Origin of the sequence: Microbacterium algihabitans, from assembly GCF_032464975.1 — a bacterium.
Classification (GTDB): domain Bacteria; phylum Actinomycetota; class Actinomycetes; order Actinomycetales; family Microbacteriaceae; genus Microbacterium; species Microbacterium algihabitans.
Genome location: NZ_JAWDIU010000007.1, coordinates 16925 through 33978 on the forward strand (window position 1 = coordinate 16925; position 17054 = coordinate 33978).

Genomic DNA, 17054 nt, shown 5'->3' on the forward strand with positions numbered 1-17054 from the left:
AATCTATGGACCGGCTATGCGCGGCGGATCCGCCCGGGATCCACCGTCCCCGCCCCCGATGCACGTGTCAGGATGAACGAGGGAGGTACGCGATGACCGGAACACTGCACGCCGTGACCCTCGTCGTGAACATGCCGATCACCAAGATCGACGCCCTCGACGCGATCGCCTTCGCCGCCGACGGGGGTGTCGACGGTGCGGGCACGATGAGCCCGCGCGTCTGGCTCGCCCCGCACGCGTGGGCCGAGGTCGAGATCCCCAAGTTCGCTGATCCCCCGCCGTTCGCGATCGACGTGTACTCCGACGTGTCGGGCGCGGTGGCGTGGGCGCAGGCCCGGCGCCTGTTCGACGCCCTCGAGCGCTTCGGCTGGAACGTGAGCCCGCCGCGCGCGGGCGTGCAGTGAGCGAGACCGCCGCGCCGCGGCCGCGTCTGCTCTACGTCGAGGACGACGCCGAGATCGCCGCGATGATGCTCGAGGTGCTCCGCGAGACCTACGACGTCGTGCACGAGGCCGACGGGCTGGCGGGTCGCGATCGGGCGCTGCGCGACAGCTTCGAGGTCATCCTGCTCGACCGCCGTCTTCCCGGCCGCGACGGCGCCGAGATCGTACGCGACCTGCGCACCGCCCACATCACGACCCCCGTGCTGCTGCTCACGGCGCTGGGTGCCGTCGCCGACCGCGTCGAGGGACTGGATGCCGGCGCGAACGACTACCTGCTCAAGCCCTTCGACTTCGACGAGCTGCTCGCGCGGCTGCGGGCGCTGCGGCGGGGGTTCCGTGCCGAGGGGCGTCGACGCGCGGTCGCCGACTGGACCTACCTCCCCGACACGGCCGTCGTCTACGGCCCCTCCGGCGAGCGCATCGCCCTCACCTCGACCGAGAACGCCGTGCTCGAACTGCTCACCCGCAGCCCCGACCACGTCTTCTCGCGCGAGGAGATCGCCCGCGCGGTGTTCTCGTCTCCGGATGCCGTGACCACCGTCGACACGTACGTGCACTACCTGCGCCGCAAGACGGCGACCGATCTGGTCGAGACCGTGCGCGGGCGCGGGTATCGGGCCGGGGCCGAGCGGTGAGCGCCGACGACGACCGGCGGGTCGTCCGCCGAGCCGCGCTACGGGTGGGCACGCTGGTCGCGGGCGCCTCCGCGGTCGCGATCGCCGTGGGCGTCGGCATCCTCGTCGCCGTTCTGGTGGCGCAGGCCCGCACCGAGGGCGGGGGTCGGCGCGGCCCGGGCGGCGCCCCCGTGGGCGATCGGTTCGTCGTCGACCTCGACGACGTGCTGCCCTGGATCCTCGGCCTGGGTCTGGTCGGGGTCGTGGTGCTCGGGCTGGTCGGCTGGGCCGCTGCGCGCTGGTCGGTGCGCCCGCTCGATGAGGCCCTGCGCCGCCAGCGCGCGTTCGTCTCGGATGCGAGCCACGAGCTGCGCACGCCCCTGACCGCCCTGACCAGTCGCATTCAGATCGTGCAGCGACGCCTGCACCGCGGCGAACCGGCCGACGACCCCCTCGATCAGTTGCGGCGCGATGCGCAGATCATGGACGACGTGCTGGCCGACATGCTGCTGACCGCCGAGGGCGAGGTACACACGGGAACCGCGCGGGTCGACGACAGCGTGCGGGCGGCGACGGCGGCGCTGGGGTCGCTCGCCGACGACGCGGGGGTGCACCTGCGCCCGGCCCGGCTGACGACCGCGACCGTCGCGGTGCCCGCGGTCACCGTCGTACGCATGTGCACCGCCCTGCTCGACAATGCCATCGGGCACACGCCCGCGGGCTCCACAGTCACGGTCACCGCCGACGCCGACGAGCGCGACGTCGTCATCCGCGTGGAGGACGGGGGAAGCGGCATCCGCGACGACGATCTGCCCCGCATCTTCGAACGCTTCGCGCGCGGGGCGGAGTCGGGCCGCCGCCGGGGGTTCGGTCTCGGGCTAGCGCTCGTGCGCGAGGCGACGACCCGCTACGGCGGCAGCATCGAGGTCGAGCGCACCTCACCCGCGGGCACGGTGTTCGCCCTGCGTCTCCCCCGCGCCCGCTGATCGCTGGGACTCAGCCGACGAGCGCGTCGTGGAACGCCGACACCTCGACCCGACCGGCGAAGCGGCGCGTGCGGCCGTGCTCCCACACGATCCCGGATGCCAGGGGGGCCACCGGCATCCAGTCGAGGTCGTCGATCCCGGCGATGGCCGCCACCGTGGCCCAGGCGTCGGCGGTGGTGAGGTCGTCGGCGATGACCGTCGCGCTCACGGGACCCGCGAGGTGCACGCCCGTGCGCGGATCGACGAGGTGCGCGCCGCGCTCGGACGTGCCCGAGGTGGCCACGGCCCCGTCGACGACCTCGACCGTGGCCAGCAGCTCGCCCTCGTGGGTCGGGTGCGCGATGCCGATGCGCCACACGTGGTCGCTCGTCGCGGCCGTGCGCAAGCGCATGTCTCCCCCCACGTTGACGCCGACCGCCTCGATCTCGCCGTCGGCGAGCAGCTCGTCGAAAGCCCGGGTCGCGGCATCCGTCGACCATCCCTTCACGTACCCGGTCGGGTCGAACCAACCCCGCCAGTGCGCGTCGAAGCGGCCGCCGCTGCGCTCGCGCAGATCGCGGCACTGCGCTGCCACCTCGGCCACCCGCGGATCGACGCCGCCGAGTTCGAGCCCCTCGTCGCGCAGCCGCGAGATGTCGGAGTCGTCGCGGTACGTCGAGAACACGCGCTCGTCATCGCGCAGGCGCGCCACGCACGCGGCGATCGCCCGCTCCACCCGGTCGGTGCGCTCGCCGATGACGGTGATCGAGGCGACCGTTCCCATCACGGGCTCGACGACCGTGAACGCCCCGGTCATGCGCGGGCCTGATCGAGGGCGGACTGCAGAGAGGTGCGGTACCCGGTGCTGGTGTAGGTGGCACCAGAGACCATGTCGACCTGGGCGCTCTGCGCCTGCACGGTCTCTTTCACCAGCACGGGCAGCGCGCGCGAGTTGATCTGCTGGTCGCGTCCGCTCTCGGAGGGGTACTGCGGCACCTGCACGTCGGTGATCGCGCCGCCCGACACGGTGATCTGCACCTGCACGGGACCGAAGCGGGTGTTCGCCGCCTGCCCGGTGAAGGTGCCGTCGGCGAGGCCGCTGGACGAGGTCTGCGCGCCCGAGGTCGAGCCGCTCGAGGTCGAGCCGGAGGACGCGGATGCCGAGGGGCTCGGCGTCGTCGCCGTGGTCTTCGGAGCCGTGGCGACCCCCGACGAGGGGGCGTCGGCGAGCGCGCTCGTCGACTCGGGGACCGTCGAGGTGCGGTAGCTGAACAGCAGCACGAGGCCGGTGACGGTCGCCATGAGGGCGTAGACGATCTTCTTCATCGGAATCTCCTCAGACGGTGAAGGCTTCGAGGTGGACGCGCTCGGCGGGAACGCCGGCGCGGCGGAGGTCGGCGCGCACGGCATCCATCCACGGCTGGGGGCCGCAGAGGAACACGTCGGTGTCGGCGGGTCGTGGCGAGACGTAGCGGATGAGGTCGGCCCCCGCCCACTGCGCGTGAGAGGTCGGCAGCCACGACGAGGTGGTCAGGGCTCGACGGCCGGGCAGCGGCGCGTGACGCAGGCCGCGCTCCCGCACGAGGCGGTCGATCGCGTCGGCGCGCAGGGCGTCGGCGGCGGTGTGGTCGCGCACGATGAGCGTCGCCTCGCCCGGAGCCCACTCGGCCTCTTCGAGCATCGCGACCAGCGGCGCGACACCCGCACCGGCGCCGATCATGAGCAGGTGTCCGCCGCGGCGCTCGTCGGCGGTCATCGTGCCGTACGGGCCCTCGATGAGCACGCGCGTGCCGGCGCGGAGCGCGGCGAGGCGCTGCGTGCCGTCGCCGACGAAACGGGCCGAGATGACGAGCTCGCCGTCGGCCGGATCGGTGGCGAGCGAGAAGGGGTGCCCGCGCGTCCAACCCGCCCCATCGAGGAAGCGCCAGATGAAGAACTGTCCGCCGCGGGCCTTCAGCGCGTCGATCCGGCGCCCGGTCATGCGCACCGAGACGCCGCTCTGCCCGTCGCGTTCGACGGCGCTGATCCGGATGCCGTGGCGCAGTGACCTCACGAGCGGAAGCCCGAGGCGGAAGACGACGACCGTCGCCACGGTCACACCCCACATCGCCCACCAGTACACGGTGGCGGCGGGAGAGACGGTGAAGTCGGCGCCCGTCCACAGCATGTGCGGAATGGCGAGACCGACGCCGAGGTAGCCGTACAGGTGCAGCAGGTGCCACGACTCGTACCGCAGGCGCTTGCGGGCCTTGCGCACCGAGGTGACCACGACCAGCAGCAACAGGGCGGTGCCCGCGGTCGCCAACAGCATGCCCGGGTAGTCCCACACGAACTGCCACGCCTGCACCACGGGGTTGATGCCCGCCTGCACCGCGTAGCCGAGGATCTGCAGCCCGATGTGCGCCGCGAACAGCGCGAACGACCAGAATCCGACGATGCGGTGCATGCGGGTGATGCCGTCGCGGCCGAACCCCCGCTCGAACAGCGGCACGCGCGCCATCAGCAGCACCTGGTAGAAGAGCAGGTTCGCGGATGCCAGGCCCGCGGCGCGACCGAGGGAGTTCAGCGAGTCGGCTCCCCCGGCCAGCAGCGACTGCACTTCGCCGCCCGCGACCCACACTGCCACGACGACGAGGCTCGTCGCCCAGATGACGACGATCGCGGCGAGGTTCCACAGCGGACGGGTGTTCGGCCTTCTCCGCGAGACCTGGCGAGCGCGGCGCACGGCGGCGGCGGGCGGGGCGGCGAGGGCGGGTGCTGCGGTCATGCGCTCAGCGTGCCCGCGCGCTCCCCAGACGGCTCCAAGAATGGGGCGCCCGGGGGTGATGCATAGGGAACACGTAGATTGCGGCTTCGCTCGTTCAAAGAGCGGGCGCCGAGGCGTTACCTCGCGGCGGGCGGGCTGAACAGGTTGACGACGTTGCCGTCGGGGTCGCGGACCAGTGCGGATCGATTGCCCCACGGCATCGTGGTCGGTTCGAGGACGACGTCCTGTCGGGGCGTCTGGAGCACGGCGAACGCGGCGTCGACATCGTCGACCTCGAACTCGATGAACACCGATCGGTTGGCCGCGGGAACGAGAGCCCCGTTCAGCATCGCGACGGTGTCCGTGCTCGCGATCGCGAGGGTTGCGCCGGGACCGCGGAACTGGGCGAAGACGGGAGCGGGCCGTTCGGCCTGCTGGCCGGTGACGCGCTCGTAGAAGGCGACGAGGGCGTCGAGGTCAGCGGTCACGATGCGGATGGAGGCGAACGGCATGGGTTTCCTTCGGTGATGTCGACGGGATGAGAACCCCAGCCTCCCCCGGCATCGCGACACCGTCCTGTCGGTGTTTCGCGAAGTCCCGTGAGATCAGTCCTCGACGACCGACCGCAACCGTCCGTACGGGATCGCGAGGTCGGCGGCACGCAGAGCCCGCTGCGGGGGGCGCTCCTCGGTCACCTCGATCGACAGCATCCGGTCTCCCCGGAACGCCCGCACCCCGTCGCGCAGACGGCACCATGCGAGGAGGTACCACTGCCCGTCTTTGCCGATCGACCCCAGTGGTTCGACGTCGCGGCTCGACTCGGCACCCTCGGCGTCTTGATAGCGGATGCGCACGACGCGATCCGCGCGCAGGGCTGCGGCGAACTCGGCAGGCACGACGGCCTCGTCCTCGCTCTCGAGGACGTGCACGCGGGAGGCGAGCGCCCGGGCACGCGCGGCTTCCCCCTCCGGCATGACCGCCAGCATCTTGCGGGCCGCCGTGCGTGCGGACTGCCGGAACGGGCTGCGCCCGAGGGTTCCGAGCCCGATCAGCACCGCGAGCGCCTCGTTGAGGGTGAACCCCGCCGGCCCCAGCGTCGCGGACGCATCGATGACGTATCCGCCGGTCCGGCCGGGCTCCGCCCAGATCGGCACGCCCGCCTCCTGCAACGCCGACAGGTCCCTCTCGATGGTGCGCACCGACACCTCGAACCGCTCCGCCAGACGACGAGCACTGCGTGGCCGCGGCGAGACGGCCCGCAATTCCTCCACGAGGCCGTAAAGACGATCGGTGCGGTTCACGTCCCCATCATCCGGCACGTCGCACGTGCGGCGACGACGGGGAACGGCCGCTCAGCGCCGCGGTGCGACTGGGCTCGACACCGTGACGACGCCCACCCCGACCGCGTCCGGCGTCGGCGCCCGCCCCGTTCTCTGTGAGAATGGCATGCATGTCCCCGTCCAGAGCCGTCCGCGTCGCGCGCGGCTCGACGGCGGCGGGGATCGCCACCTTCATCGCCCTGGTCTCTCACGTCACCGGCGGCGGTCAGATGCCCGGCTGGATCGGCATCGCTCTCCCCGCGGTCCTGTCCGTCGCGGTGTGTACGCTCCTGGCCGGCAGGCAGATGTCCCTGTGGCGGCTCTCGCTCGCCGTGGTGGCGAGCCAAGCGCTGTTCCACACACTGTTCGTGCTGGGGACGTTCTCCCCCTCGCCCGCGTCCTCGGCGACGGTCTCGCATCACGTACATGGCGCCGCCCAGATGGCGATCGACCCGGGTATGACTTCGATGCACGGTCACGCGGGTGCCTCAATGTGGCTGATGCACGGCATCGCTGCAGTGCTCACCACCGTCGCGCTGTATCGCGGAGAGAAGGCCTGTCTGCGACTGCGTGAGATCGCGGTCGAATTGGTGCGGTGGGCGCGTCGGCGACTTCTGCGTGTGCTGGTGGCGTTCGTCGCCACTACGTCCCGCGACCTGCGACCGATCTTCGTCAAGCCGTCGAGCCCTGTCGTTTCGCGGCTGGTGTTCTCGCTGACGCGCCGCGGTCCGCCGACCGTCGCCGTGTTCTGACCTTCGCCGACGCCGCACACGAGGCCGCGCTCGGCGCGTTCCCTGCGTTCGTTGAACGCTCTTGTGCTGTGCGTACCCGCCGTTGGGTACCCGCGAAAGGTTTCCATGTCTCCGTTCCGCCGCTTCGCGGTCGGCGCGACGGCAGCGGTCGTGCTCGTCATGACCTCCGTCGCCCCCGCTTCCGCTCACGATGATCTGATCTCCAGCACCCCGTCCGCCGATGAACGTCTCGATGTCTCTCCGACTTCGGTGTCGTTGGAATTCAGCGCCGAGCTGATGGATGTAGGGGCGTTGATCATGGTGGCGGATGCCGACGGCCGCGACTGGACGGCGGCGGAGGCGACGGTGGAAGCGACCACCGTCAGTGCTCCGTTCGCGGAGGAGCTGCCGGTCGGCGGCTACGAGGTTCGCTGGCGTGTCGTCTCATCGGACGGGCACCCCATCTCGGGGGTCATCCCGTTCACCGTGGGCGACGCGGAACCCCTGCAGCGCGCGATCACAGGTGACGGAGAAACCACGCCGTCGATCGCGAGCAGCGCGCCGGAACAAGAGGGTCAGAACACGCAGGAGAACGGGGGCGTCCTCCGGGTCGTCCTCATCGGGGCGGGAGGGGCAGCGGTCGCCATCGCCGCCCTCGCCGCCTTTTCTTTCTTCCGTCGTCGGCGATCAGCCGGCGACTCCGACGAAGAGGCCGTCGAGCCGTCGTCGAAAACTCCGTGAAAGGTACTTCTGTGATCACCCGCACCACCCGCATCCGCTTCGGCATCCTCATTGCTGCCGCAGCGCTCACCTTGACCGGCTGCTCGGGAGCGGCCACATCGACCACCGACACCGCGGACACTCCTGCACGCGACGCGATCGAGATGAGCGACGCCTGGGTGAAGTCCGCAGAGTCGGGCATGTCCGCCGGTTTCGGCGAACTCACCAACGACAGCGACGCTGACGTGACAGTGGTCTCGGCCACCACCGAGGCATCGCCGATGCTCGAACTGCACGAGACCGTTGAGAACGAGAACGGGGAGATGGTGATGCGGCAGATCGAAGGCGGCTTCGTCATTCCCTCCCACGGGTCGTTGATGCTCGAGCCCGGCGGCAACCACATCATGCTCATGGACCTCGCTGCACCGCTCACTGCGGGCGAAGGGGTGACCTTCACGCTCACGTTCTCGGATGACTCCACCTACGAGTTCACCGCACCGGTGAAGGACTACTCCGGTGCGAACGAGACCTACGAGGGCGGCGAGATGAACATGGGAACCGGCCAGTAATGGCCTCCCGCGATCGGGGCCCCCGTTCTGATCGCAACGGCTCGACCCGGCGACAGTTCCTCCTCGGAGGAACCGTCGCCGGCGTCGGCGCCGTCAGTGCGATCGGAATCGACGCCGCTCTGCGCGGCACACCGCCCACCGCTACCGCCTCCGAGCCTCTCAACGGTGACGTCACCGTTCCGTTCCACGGCGCCCATCAAGCCGGAATCGACACCGCGGCACAGGCCCACGGTCTGTTTCTGGCGCTTGACCTCCTCCCCGACACGGACCGAGACGGGCTCCGCCGGATGATGCGCATCCTCACTGATGACGCGGCTCGAATGACGCAGGGCCAGTCCGCCCTGGCCGATTCCGAGCCGGAGCTGGCTGTTGCCCCGGCCCGTCTCACCGTCACGTTCGGCTTCGGTCCGCGCCTGGTCGCGCGGGCGGGTGGCACGGCACCGCCGTGGTTGGCGCCGTTGCCGGTGTTCACCATCGACCGCCTGCAGCCGGAGTACAGCGAGGGAGACCTCCTCATCCAGATCGCGGCGGACGACCCGCTCACCGTGGCGCACGCCGGCCGCATGGTACTGAAAGACACCCGCAGCTTCGCCACGCTCCGGTGGACCCAGCAAGGATTCCGACGCGCTCACGGCACGGTGAAACCGGGAACCACGATGCGCAACCTCTTCGGGCAGGTCGATGGCACGAGCAATCCCGAACCCGGCACGCCCGACTTCGACACTGTCGTGTGGAACGCCGACGACGGATGGGTGGCGGGCGGCACCGGCATCGTCTTGCGCCGTATCGCCATGGACCTCGACAAGTGGGACCGGCTTGATCGGCCCGGACGGGATCAATCCGTGGGGCGATACCAGTCGAACGGAGCGCCACTGACGGGGTCGGACGAATTCGACGAACCCGACTTCGACGCCAAGACCCCCATCGGATTCCCCGTCATCCCGGAGTTCTCTCACCTGCGCCGCTCGCGAAGCGACAACGCCCGGGAGCGGATCTTCCGCCGCGCGTTCAATTACGACGACGCCCCCACCTCCGGACGCCTCTCGAATGCCGGGTTGATCTTCGTGTCGTTCCAAGCCGACATCGACCGGCAGTTCACGCCCATTCAGCGCCGACTCGACGAGCTCGACCTTCTCAACGAATGGACGACGCCTATCGGCTCCGCCGTCTTCGCGGCTCCGCCCGGCTGCTCCGAGGGCGGCTACATCGGCGAAACCCTTCTCTCCTGAAAGCACCCCATGACTGCCACTCTCACCACCCCGACGACATCCGACGAGCCCCCGAAACCCCGCCCTCGTGGCGGATGGTTCGGTCCGCTCCTTCTCCGGCTGCACTTCTACGCCGGCATCCTCGTCGGCCCGTTCATCCTGATCGCCGCCCTCAGCGGTGCGCTCTACGCGATCGCGCCCGCCATCGAGCAGGGCGTCTATCAACGCGAGCTGCACGCCCCCGTCACCGCCGAACGGCTCACTCTCGCGGAGCAGATCACGATCGCGCAAGAGCACGTCGATGGCGGGGCGACTCTCTCCGCCGTCCGTCCCGCACCCGCCCCCGGCGACACCACCCGCGTCATGTTCACCGCAGACGGCCTCGGTCCCAGCGAGTCGCGCGCCGTGTTCATCGACCCCGGCACGGGTGAGATCCGCGGCGATACCACGGTCTACGGCACAAGCGGATCGCTGCCGCTGCGAACGTGGCTGAGCACTCTGCACCGCAATCTCCACCTCGGCGAGCCCGGACGCCTGTACAGCGAGCTGGCCGCCTCGTGGCTCGGCATCGTGGTCGTCGCGGGGGTCGGGCTGTGGGTCATCCGCATCCGGAAGTCCCGCGCCAAGAAGGACTTGTTCCGCCCCGCTCGGAAGCACACCGGGTACCGCCGCACCTTCAGCTGGCACGCGTCGGTTGGTATCTGGGTTGCGGTCGGTGCGCTGTTCCTCTCGGCCACCGGCATCACCTGGTCCACCTACGCCGGCGCCAACGTCTCGGACCTGCGCGCCGCCCTGGACTGGGGCACTCCGACCGTCACCACCAGCTTGAGCGGAGACTCCTCCGAGGGCGGAGAGCATTCGCACCACGGTGGCTCCTCGGCAGCTCCCACGGGCGCGGCGAACCCCGCCACCTTCGACGCCGTCCTCGCCATCGCGCAGCGCACGAACGTCAACACCGGACTGGTGCAGATCATCCCGCCGAAGACGGCCGGCACCGCGTGGGTCGTTCAAGAAATCCAGCGCACCTCCCCCACGGAAGCGGATGCTGTCGCCATCGACGGGTCGAGCATGCAGGTCGTCGACCGCGTCGACTTCGCGGACTTCTCCCTCCCGGCCAAGCTCGCGACGTGGGGCATCGCCATCCACATGGGAACAATGTTCGGCCTCGTCAACCAGATCGTGATGTTCCTCCTCGCGGCGGGCATCGCGGCCATGGTCGTCCTCGGCTACCTGATGTGGTGGAAGCGGCGCCCCACCCGCACCCCCGCCCTCGTCGGTGCCCCTCCCCGTCGCGGGGCTCTTCGCGGGGCCCCGTGGTGGGGCATCGCCTCAGTGCTCGTCGGCGCTGTCGTCATCGGCCTGTGGCTGCCGCTCGTGGGCTTCACCCTCGCCGCATTCGTGCTCGTCGACATCGGCGTGGGCTGGGTGCGGCGCACCAGAACTCGGACGTGAAGCGTCCGTACTGACGTGGCCGGGGTCGGGGTTTTGACGAGCTCACCGACCCCGGTCACCCCCACGTCCCGGCCGTCTCCCGACCCGCGTTCCGACGACGCGCAACCGCCGCTCAGTCGTCGAGACCGACCAGCGCTGCGCTCCGCTCCCACAGCACCTTCGCCACGGCCGGGTCGTCGGCGATGCGGTTGGTCTTCGCGGGCTTGTTGTTGGAGTAAAAACCGCCGCGCTCCCAGTCGACGCCGGGCTTCCCGAGCGCGAGCCAGGTCAGACGTGCGCCGCCCACGGCGGTCGAGGTCATGAGGCTCTTGGCGAGCGGGCCGCCGTAGAGGAACTTCCAGGGGCCGTCGCTCGACGATCCGAAATTTGAGGCGATCACGCCCGGGTGGAACGCCACGGCCGACACCCCCTGGTCGCCGAAGCGCCGGTTGAGCTCCTTCGTGAACAGCACGTTCGCGAGCTTCGCGTTGCCGTAGGCCGCGGTGGAGGAGTAGCGCCGCTCGCCCTGCAGGTCGTTCAGGTCGAAACGCGGGAACAGCTTGGCCGCGGCGCTCGAGGTCTGGATGACCGAGGCGTCCGACTCGATGAGGCGCTCGCGCAGCAGGTTGGTGAGCAGGAACGGCGCGAGGTGGTTCACCTGGAACGTCGTCTCGTAGCCGTCCTTCGTCAGCGTGCGCTCGCCGAAGACGCCGCCGGCGTTGTTGGCGAGCACGTCGATGCGCGGGTATTTCTCGAGGAGGGATGCCGCGAGCTCCCGCACCTGCGCCAGGTCGCTGAAGTCGGCGACGAACGAGTCCACCCCCAGCGAGCGCGCGACGCGGGCGGTCTTGTCGGGGTTGCGGCCCACCACGACCACCTCTTCGCCCACCTGGGTGAGCTGCTTCGCCGATGCGGCGCCGATGCCGTCGCTGGCTCCGGTGATGACGATGGTGCGGGTCATGCGAACCTCCTGGGTCGAAGAGCGCCACGCTACTGCGGGCTCCGATGTGAACGTCAGGGCTTGCCCGTGGCATCCGGTCCCGAAAAGAACTCACAGCCCGCTCCCAGCCCCACGGGACCAAATCCGGCCGCCCCCGCGTTCTCCTCATTGACGCCCGACACAGGGCGACATGACGAAGGGATACGCACCGTGAGCACGGAGTACCGGAAGACGTCGGAGGCGCTCAGCCGCCTCACCGACCGCCAGTTCGCCGTCACGCAGGACGACGCCACCGAACCGCCGTTCCGCAACGAGTACTGGGACAACCACGAGGACGGCATCTACGTCGATGTCGTGTCGGGACAGCCGCTGTTCTCCTCGACCGACAAGTTCGAGAGCGGATCGGGCTGGCCGAGCTTCACCAAGCCCATCGACGACGCCGCCGTCGTGAACAAGACCGACCGCTCGCTGTGGATGACGCGCACCGAAGTGCGCTCGGCCGGAGCCGACAGCCACCTCGGACACCTGTTCGACGACGGCCCGCGCGACGCCGGCGGGCTGAGATACTGCATGAACTCGGCGGCGATGCGCTTCGTGCCCGTCAGCGAGCTCGAGGCCCAGGGGTACGGCGCGTACCTCCCCCTGTTCCGCGAAAGCCGAGCCTCATGAACCTCTTTTCTTTCCTCACCCGCAGCAGCGTCAACCGCAGAAGGAGCACCACCATGACCAGCGGATCCACCGACACCGGCGAGATCACCCGTCGCCCCGGCACCGAGACCGCCGTCCTCGCGGGCGGATGCTTCTGGGGCGTCGAAGACCTCATCCGCCGTCAGCCCGGCGTGCTCGACACGCGCGTCGGCTACACCGGCGGTCAGAACGACCACGCGACGTACCGCAACCACCCCGGTCACGCGGAGGCCGTCGAGATCGTCTTCGACCCCACGCAGACGTCGTACCGCGACATCCTGGCGTTCTTCTTCCAGATCCACGACCCGTCGACCCTGAACCGTCAGGGCAACGACATCGGCACGAGCTACCGCTCGGCGATCTTCCCCCTTTCGCCCGAGCAGGAGAAGGTCGCGCGCGACACGATCGCCGACGTCGACGCGTCGGGCATCTGGCCCGCGAAGGTCGTCACCACGATCGAGCCCGAGGCGCCCTTCTGGGAGGCCGAGCCCGAGCACCAGGACTACCTGATCCGCATCCCCAACGGCTACACGTGCCACTTCGTGCGTCCCGGTTGGGTGCTGCCCAAGCGCGAGCAAGCCTCCGCGTAAGCGTCAAGAGGGCCCGGATGCCATGGCATCCGGGCCCTTCGTCATGTCAGGCGACAGTGGGACTGCGTCTCTCGATCAGCACGGTGTCGCGCCAGATGCCGGCGACGTCGCGGGCGATGCGTTCGCGCACGCCGACGGTACGGAATCCATGGTGCGCGTGCAGGGCGAGCGAGGCGTGGTTGTCGGCGAAGATCGACGACTGGATCGTCCAGACACCGGCGGCCTCCGTCGAGGCGATGAGGGCGTCGAGCAGCAGGTGACCGATCCCCCGGCCGCGGGCGTCGGCCTCGACGTAAACCGAGTGCTCCACGACTCCGCGGTAGACGGGCCGCGACGACACGGCGGCGACGGCCGCCCAGGCGACGACCCCGTCTTCGCTCACGGCGACGAGCCGATGCGCGGCCAGCTTCGCCCCATCGAACTCCTCCCATGTCGCCGGGGGCGCCGTCTCGAAGGTCGCGTGACCGGTCGCGATGCCCTCCGCGTAGATGCGGTGCACCTCCGGCCAGTCGGCCGCGGCGAGCGGGCGCAGCGACACGCTCACGCGCAGCAGGACCCCGCGTCGGTCGTGCACACGCCCGTCTCGGGCAGCACGAGATCGACCTGCCGTGCCCCCGCCCGGTCGCCGGCGAGTTCCGCCGCGATCGAGCGCACCTGCTCGTACCCGGTGAGCAGCAGGAACGTGGGCGCCCGCCCGTACGACTTCATGCCCGCGAGGTAGAAGTCGGGCTCGGGGTGCGTCAGCTCGGCGACCCCGTGCGGCGGCACGGAGCCGCACGAGTGCAGGTTCGGGTCGATCAGCGGGGCGAGCGCCCGCGGTGCCTCGACGATCTCGTCGAGACCCACGCGGATCTCGCGCAGCATCGTCAGGTCGGGACGGAATCCGGTGGCGTTGACGACCACGTCGACCTCGAGGACGAACGTCTCACCCGCGCGGCGGCCGCTGACGCGCACGCCGTCGTCGCAGAGCCGCACGTCGTCGATCTCGAACGAGGCGATCTGCTCGACTGAACCATCGGCGACCAGGCGATGCACTGCCGCGCCGAGGCGTCCTCGCGCGGCGAGGTCGTCGTCCGCGTCGGCGGCGAGGCGGGCGGTTCCCTCGTTGCGGACAGCCCAGGCGATGCGCGTCGTGGGCTCGTCCGCGGCGAGGGCGGCGAGGGCGATCAGGGTGTTCGCCGCCGAGTGCCCCGCACCGACGACGAGCACGCGCCGACCAGCGAAGCGGTCGCGGTCGCGTCCGCGCACATCGGGGAGCGCCGTCGTCACGCGATCACCGAGGTCGTCGTGCGCGAGACCCGACGACAGCAGAGACCGCGGCGAGCTCGTGGTGCCGGAGGTGTCGATGACGGCGCGAGCCGTGGCATCCGCCACGCCCTCCTCCGTGTGCAGTCGCAGGACGAAGGGGGTGGCCGCCCGACCCACCGACCGCGTGCGGTCCATGCCCTGGCGGGCCACGGCCTCGACGCGCGTGCCGTACCGGATGACGGATGCCAGGGCGGCGGTGCGCGCGAGGGGTTCGAGGTAGCCGTCGACCAGCTCGTCTCCGGTGGGCAGGCCCTCGGCATCCGGAGCCGTCCACCCCTCGGCCTCGAGCAGGCGGCGCGCGGCGGCGTCGACGACGTAGCGCCACGGTGAGAAGAGACGGGTGTGCCCCCACGCGCGAACGGCCGCGCCGGCGGTGTCGCCCGCTTCGAAGACGACAACGGGCAGCCCGCGTTCGATGAGGTGCGCGGCGGCCGCCAGGCCGACGGGGCCGGCGCCGATGATCGCGATGGGCAGACCCGCGCGGCGATCGGCCTCGGGACGCGGTGGGACGGTGAGGGTCAGGCTCATGCGTCGATCCCGAGCTCGCGCAGCAGCGTGGTCACCCGCGACTTGATGTCGTCGCGGATCGGGCGCACCTCGTCGAGGCCTTTGCCCGCCGGGTCGGTCAGCTCCCAGTCTTCGTAGCGCTTGCCGGGGAAGATCGGGCACGCGTCTCCGCAGCCCATCGTGATGACCGCGTCAGAGGCACGCACGTCGTCGGTGAGCAGCAGCTGCGGCACCTCGGCGCCGATGTCGATCCCCTCTTCGGCCATCGCGGCCACCGCCATGGGGTTGAGGGCGTCGCCGGGGGCGCTGCCGCCGGACAGCACGCGCACGCGGTCGCCGCCCAGGGTGCGGGCGTAGCCGGCGGCCATCTGCGAGCGGCCGGCGTTGTGCACGCAGACGAAGAGGATGGTGGCGGTGTCGGACATGGCGCTTCCTTCGGGTCGGGTCGAACGGGAACAGCATGACGCAACACATCGACGCTCGTCAATATTGACGTTCATCGATGTGAAGGCGATGATGGATGCCATGACCTCGACCATCGCCCTGCCCCTGCTCGACGCCCCCTGCTGCGTCTCGTCGGGCGACGCGGCGATGGCCCCGGCCGAAGCGGAGACGCTGGCGAAGACGCTCAAGGCGCTCGCCGATCCGGCGCGCCTGCGGATCGTGTCGATCATCGCCGCGCAAGACGCCGGCGCCACGTGCGCGTGCGACCTGCAGGAACCCCTCGGCCTCTCGCAGCCCACGGTCTCGCACCACACGAAGGTGCTGGTGGATGCCGGCATCCTGACCCGCGAGAAGCGCGGCACCTGGGCGTACTTCTCGCTCGTGCCGGGCGCTCTCGACAGCGTCGCCGCGGCCATCGCGCCCCGTCGCTGACGCTCGCAACCCCCGCGTCCGCTCGCGTTCGCCTGCCTAGGCTCGCGGCATGAGCGAGTACGACGTCGTCGTGGTGGGAGCAGGGCTTGCCGGACTCCGCGCCGCGACCCGCCTGGCCGAGGCCGGGCGCGATGTCGTGGTGCTCGAGGCGAACGACGCGGTCGGCGGACGCGAGCGCACCGACATCGTCGACGGGTTCCGCCTCGACCTCGGCTTCCACGTGCTGAACCCGGCGTATCCGGCCGTGCGGCGCTGGGTCGACGTCGACGCCCTCGCGCTCCGGCGCTTTCCGGTCGCCGTCGGCGTGCGGCTCGACGACCGGGTCGCGCGGGTGGCGCATCCGCTGCGGCATCCGGGATCTCTTCCGACGACGTTGCGCTCGGGCCTGGTGCGGCCCGCCGACCTCGCGGCGCTGATCCGATGGGCCGCGCCGACGGTGCTCAACGCCCGGGCTGCCAAGAAGGGCCGCGACTTCTCGCTCGACGAGGGCTGGGACCGGGCGGGCCTGCGCGGCCCCCTCCGCGAGGCGGTGCTCGAGCCGTTCCTCGCCGGGGTGATCGCCGACGACCGGCAAGAGACCTCCGACGCGTTCGTGCGCCTGCTCATCCGCAGTTTCGCGCTCGGGCGCCCGGGTGTCCCCGCCGCGGGGATCGGCGCCCTTCCCGCGCAGCTCGCCGACACCGCGCGGCGTGCGGGTGCCGGCATCCGCCTCTCGCACCGCGTCGTGTCAACCCGGCGGCGCGCGCACGGCTGGCACCTCGGGGTGGAGGGTCGGGATGCCGTGACCGCCCGCACCCTCGTGCTCGCGAGCGGCCTCGACCACGCCCTCGACGCCCCGCACCCTCGCACGCGCGGGCTGCAGACGTGGTGGTTCGCCGCCGATGAGGCCCCCTCGGCCGATGCCGCCCTGCGCGTGGACGGACGCCGGCGCGGGCCGATCGTGAACACCGCGGTCATGACGAACACCGCCCCCACGTACGCCCCGCGCGGGCAGCACCTCATCCAGGCGACGTGCGTGCTGCCGTCCGACGCGACCGAGAACGACGTGCGGCGTCAGCTCGATGAGGTGTGGGAGGCCGACACCCGGCCGTGGCGCCTGCTGCGGCGCGACGACATCGCCCACGCGCTCCCCGTGCAGGATCCGCCGTTGCGCCTGCGCCGCCCCGTGCGTCTCGACGACGGCCGCTACCTCGCCGGCGACCACCGCGACACCGCGTCGATCCAGGGCGCGCTGGTGTCGGGGCAGCGCGCCGCCGAGGCGGTGCTGGCCGACCTCGCGCGGTGAGCGGGCGGTGTCGCGACCCGTCTGAGACCGCGAGACGGCAACTCGCTGACAACCCCGTTGCAGCCTGACGCGGGTTCGTCAGCGAGATGCAGTCTCGGTGTGGGCGGCGCACGGT

At 70.8% G+C, this 17054-nt stretch carries 21 protein-coding genes; 12 read left to right on the top strand and 9 right to left on the bottom strand.

Annotated elements, in window-relative coordinates; genetic code table 11:
- The first annotated feature begins 92 nt into the window (after positions 1-92).
- From RWH43_RS15885 to RWH43_RS15895, 3 genes are read left to right on the top strand one after another with little or no spacing between them, the layout of a single operon-like run.
- Entirely contained in the window at positions 93-404 is a 312-nt protein-coding gene (locus RWH43_RS15885; protein WP_056227956.1) for a hypothetical protein, read from the top strand.
- Complete coding sequence (locus RWH43_RS15890) at positions 401-1078, top strand: response regulator transcription factor (protein ID WP_316001926.1); 678 nt, start codon at positions 401-403, stop codon at positions 1076-1078. Before RWH43_RS15885 ends, RWH43_RS15890 begins: the two co-directional genes overlap by 4 nt.
- Positions 1075-2043, top strand: a complete 969-nt coding sequence (locus RWH43_RS15895) for a sensor histidine kinase (RefSeq protein WP_316001927.1) — start codon at positions 1075-1077, stop codon at positions 2041-2043. Before RWH43_RS15890 ends, RWH43_RS15895 begins: the two co-directional genes overlap by 4 nt.
- Positions 2044-2053: 10 nt before the next feature.
- Here RWH43_RS15895 and RWH43_RS15900 read toward each other — a convergent pair whose 3' ends face one another.
- The 5 genes from RWH43_RS15900 to RWH43_RS15920 all read right to left on the bottom strand — a co-directional run bounded on the left by RWH43_RS15900 (position 2054) and on the right by RWH43_RS15920 (position 6069).
- Positions 2054-2839, bottom strand: coding sequence for an FAD:protein FMN transferase (locus RWH43_RS15900; protein WP_316001928.1), 786 nt, complete (start codon positions 2837-2839; stop codon positions 2054-2056).
- Positions 2836-3348 (bottom strand): FMN-binding protein, encoded by a 513-nt coding sequence (locus tag RWH43_RS15905; protein WP_316001929.1) that lies wholly within the window; start codon positions 3346-3348, stop codon positions 2836-2838. The genes RWH43_RS15900 and RWH43_RS15905 overlap by 4 nt, the downstream gene beginning before the upstream one ends.
- 10 nt (positions 3349-3358) lie before the next feature.
- Positions 3359-4789, bottom strand: a complete 1431-nt coding sequence (locus tag RWH43_RS15910; protein WP_316001930.1) for a ferredoxin reductase family protein — start codon at positions 4787-4789, stop codon at positions 3359-3361.
- Between the two features lie 116 nt (positions 4790-4905).
- Positions 4906-5280, bottom strand: coding sequence for a VOC family protein (locus RWH43_RS15915; RefSeq protein WP_144827770.1), 375 nt, complete (start codon positions 5278-5280; stop codon positions 4906-4908).
- A gap of 93 nt (positions 5281-5373) precedes the next feature.
- Entirely contained in the window at positions 5374-6069 is a 696-nt protein-coding gene (locus tag RWH43_RS15920) for a helix-turn-helix transcriptional regulator (RefSeq protein ID WP_316001931.1), read from the bottom strand.
- Between the two features lie 149 nt (positions 6070-6218).
- Between RWH43_RS15920 and RWH43_RS15925 the strand changes: the two genes are divergently transcribed.
- The 5 genes from RWH43_RS15925 (at position 6219) to RWH43_RS15945 (ending at position 10767) form a co-directional block, all read left to right on the top strand.
- The gene (locus RWH43_RS15925) at positions 6219-6839 is read left to right on the top strand and encodes a hypothetical protein (RefSeq protein ID WP_316001932.1); all 621 of its coding nucleotides are present in this window, start codon (positions 6219-6221) and stop codon (positions 6837-6839) included.
- A gap of 105 nt (positions 6840-6944) precedes the next feature.
- Positions 6945-7559: a copper resistance CopC family protein gene (locus RWH43_RS15930; RefSeq protein ID WP_316001933.1), complete on the top strand. Its 615-nt coding sequence runs from the start codon at positions 6945-6947 to the stop codon at positions 7557-7559.
- A gap of 11 nt (positions 7560-7570) precedes the next feature.
- A complete protein-coding gene (locus tag RWH43_RS15935) occupies positions 7571-8107 on the top strand; it encodes a copper chaperone PCu(A)C (protein WP_316001934.1) in 537 nt (178 codons plus the stop codon).
- Positions 8107-9336 (top strand): Dyp-type peroxidase, encoded by a 1230-nt coding sequence (locus RWH43_RS15940; RefSeq protein ID WP_316001935.1) that lies wholly within the window; start codon positions 8107-8109, stop codon positions 9334-9336. Before RWH43_RS15935 ends, RWH43_RS15940 begins: the two co-directional genes overlap by 1 nt.
- A gap of 9 nt (positions 9337-9345) precedes the next feature.
- Positions 9346-10767, top strand: coding sequence for a PepSY-associated TM helix domain-containing protein (locus tag RWH43_RS15945; RefSeq protein ID WP_316001936.1), 1422 nt, complete (start codon positions 9346-9348; stop codon positions 10765-10767).
- A gap of 112 nt (positions 10768-10879) precedes the next feature.
- Here the strand turns inward: RWH43_RS15945 and RWH43_RS15950 are convergent, their stop codons facing one another.
- Positions 10880-11707 (bottom strand): SDR family NAD(P)-dependent oxidoreductase, encoded by an 828-nt coding sequence (locus RWH43_RS15950; protein WP_154095802.1) that lies wholly within the window; start codon positions 11705-11707, stop codon positions 10880-10882.
- Between the two features lie 189 nt (positions 11708-11896).
- Here RWH43_RS15950 and msrB point away from each other — a divergent pair, with 189 nt between their 5' ends.
- Positions 11897-12355, top strand: a complete 459-nt coding sequence (msrB, locus tag RWH43_RS15955) for a peptide-methionine (R)-S-oxide reductase MsrB (RefSeq protein ID WP_144781908.1) — start codon at positions 11897-11899, stop codon at positions 12353-12355.
- A gap of 53 nt (positions 12356-12408) precedes the next feature.
- Positions 12409-12963, top strand: coding sequence for a peptide-methionine (S)-S-oxide reductase MsrA (msrA, locus tag RWH43_RS15960; protein ID WP_144784491.1), 555 nt, complete (start codon positions 12409-12411; stop codon positions 12961-12963).
- A 46-nt stretch (positions 12964-13009) separates the two neighbouring features.
- Here the strand turns inward: msrA and RWH43_RS15965 are convergent, their stop codons facing one another.
- The 3 genes from RWH43_RS15965 to RWH43_RS15975 are packed head-to-tail and all read right to left on the bottom strand — an operon-like array spanning position 13010 to position 15203.
- Positions 13010-13537, bottom strand: coding sequence for a GNAT family N-acetyltransferase (locus tag RWH43_RS15965; protein WP_316001937.1), 528 nt, complete (start codon positions 13535-13537; stop codon positions 13010-13012).
- Positions 13504-14799 (bottom strand): FAD-dependent oxidoreductase, encoded by a 1296-nt coding sequence (locus RWH43_RS15970; protein WP_316001938.1) that lies wholly within the window; start codon positions 14797-14799, stop codon positions 13504-13506. Before RWH43_RS15970 ends, RWH43_RS15965 begins: the two co-directional genes overlap by 34 nt.
- Positions 14796-15203 carry an arsenate reductase ArsC gene (locus RWH43_RS15975; RefSeq protein WP_316001939.1) on the bottom strand — a complete coding sequence of 136 codons (408 nt, stop codon included), beginning with the start codon at positions 15201-15203 and terminating at the stop codon, positions 14796-14798. Before RWH43_RS15975 ends, RWH43_RS15970 begins: the two co-directional genes overlap by 4 nt.
- Before the next feature lie 100 nt (positions 15204-15303).
- Between RWH43_RS15975 and RWH43_RS15980 the strand changes: the two genes are divergently transcribed.
- Complete coding sequence (locus tag RWH43_RS15980) at positions 15304-15654, top strand: ArsR/SmtB family transcription factor (RefSeq protein WP_144784495.1); 351 nt, start codon at positions 15304-15306, stop codon at positions 15652-15654.
- A 49-nt stretch (positions 15655-15703) separates the two neighbouring features.
- Positions 15704-16939, top strand: a complete 1236-nt coding sequence (locus tag RWH43_RS15985) for an NAD(P)/FAD-dependent oxidoreductase (protein WP_316001940.1) — start codon at positions 15704-15706, stop codon at positions 16937-16939.
- Positions 16940-17054: the final 115 nt, after the last annotated feature.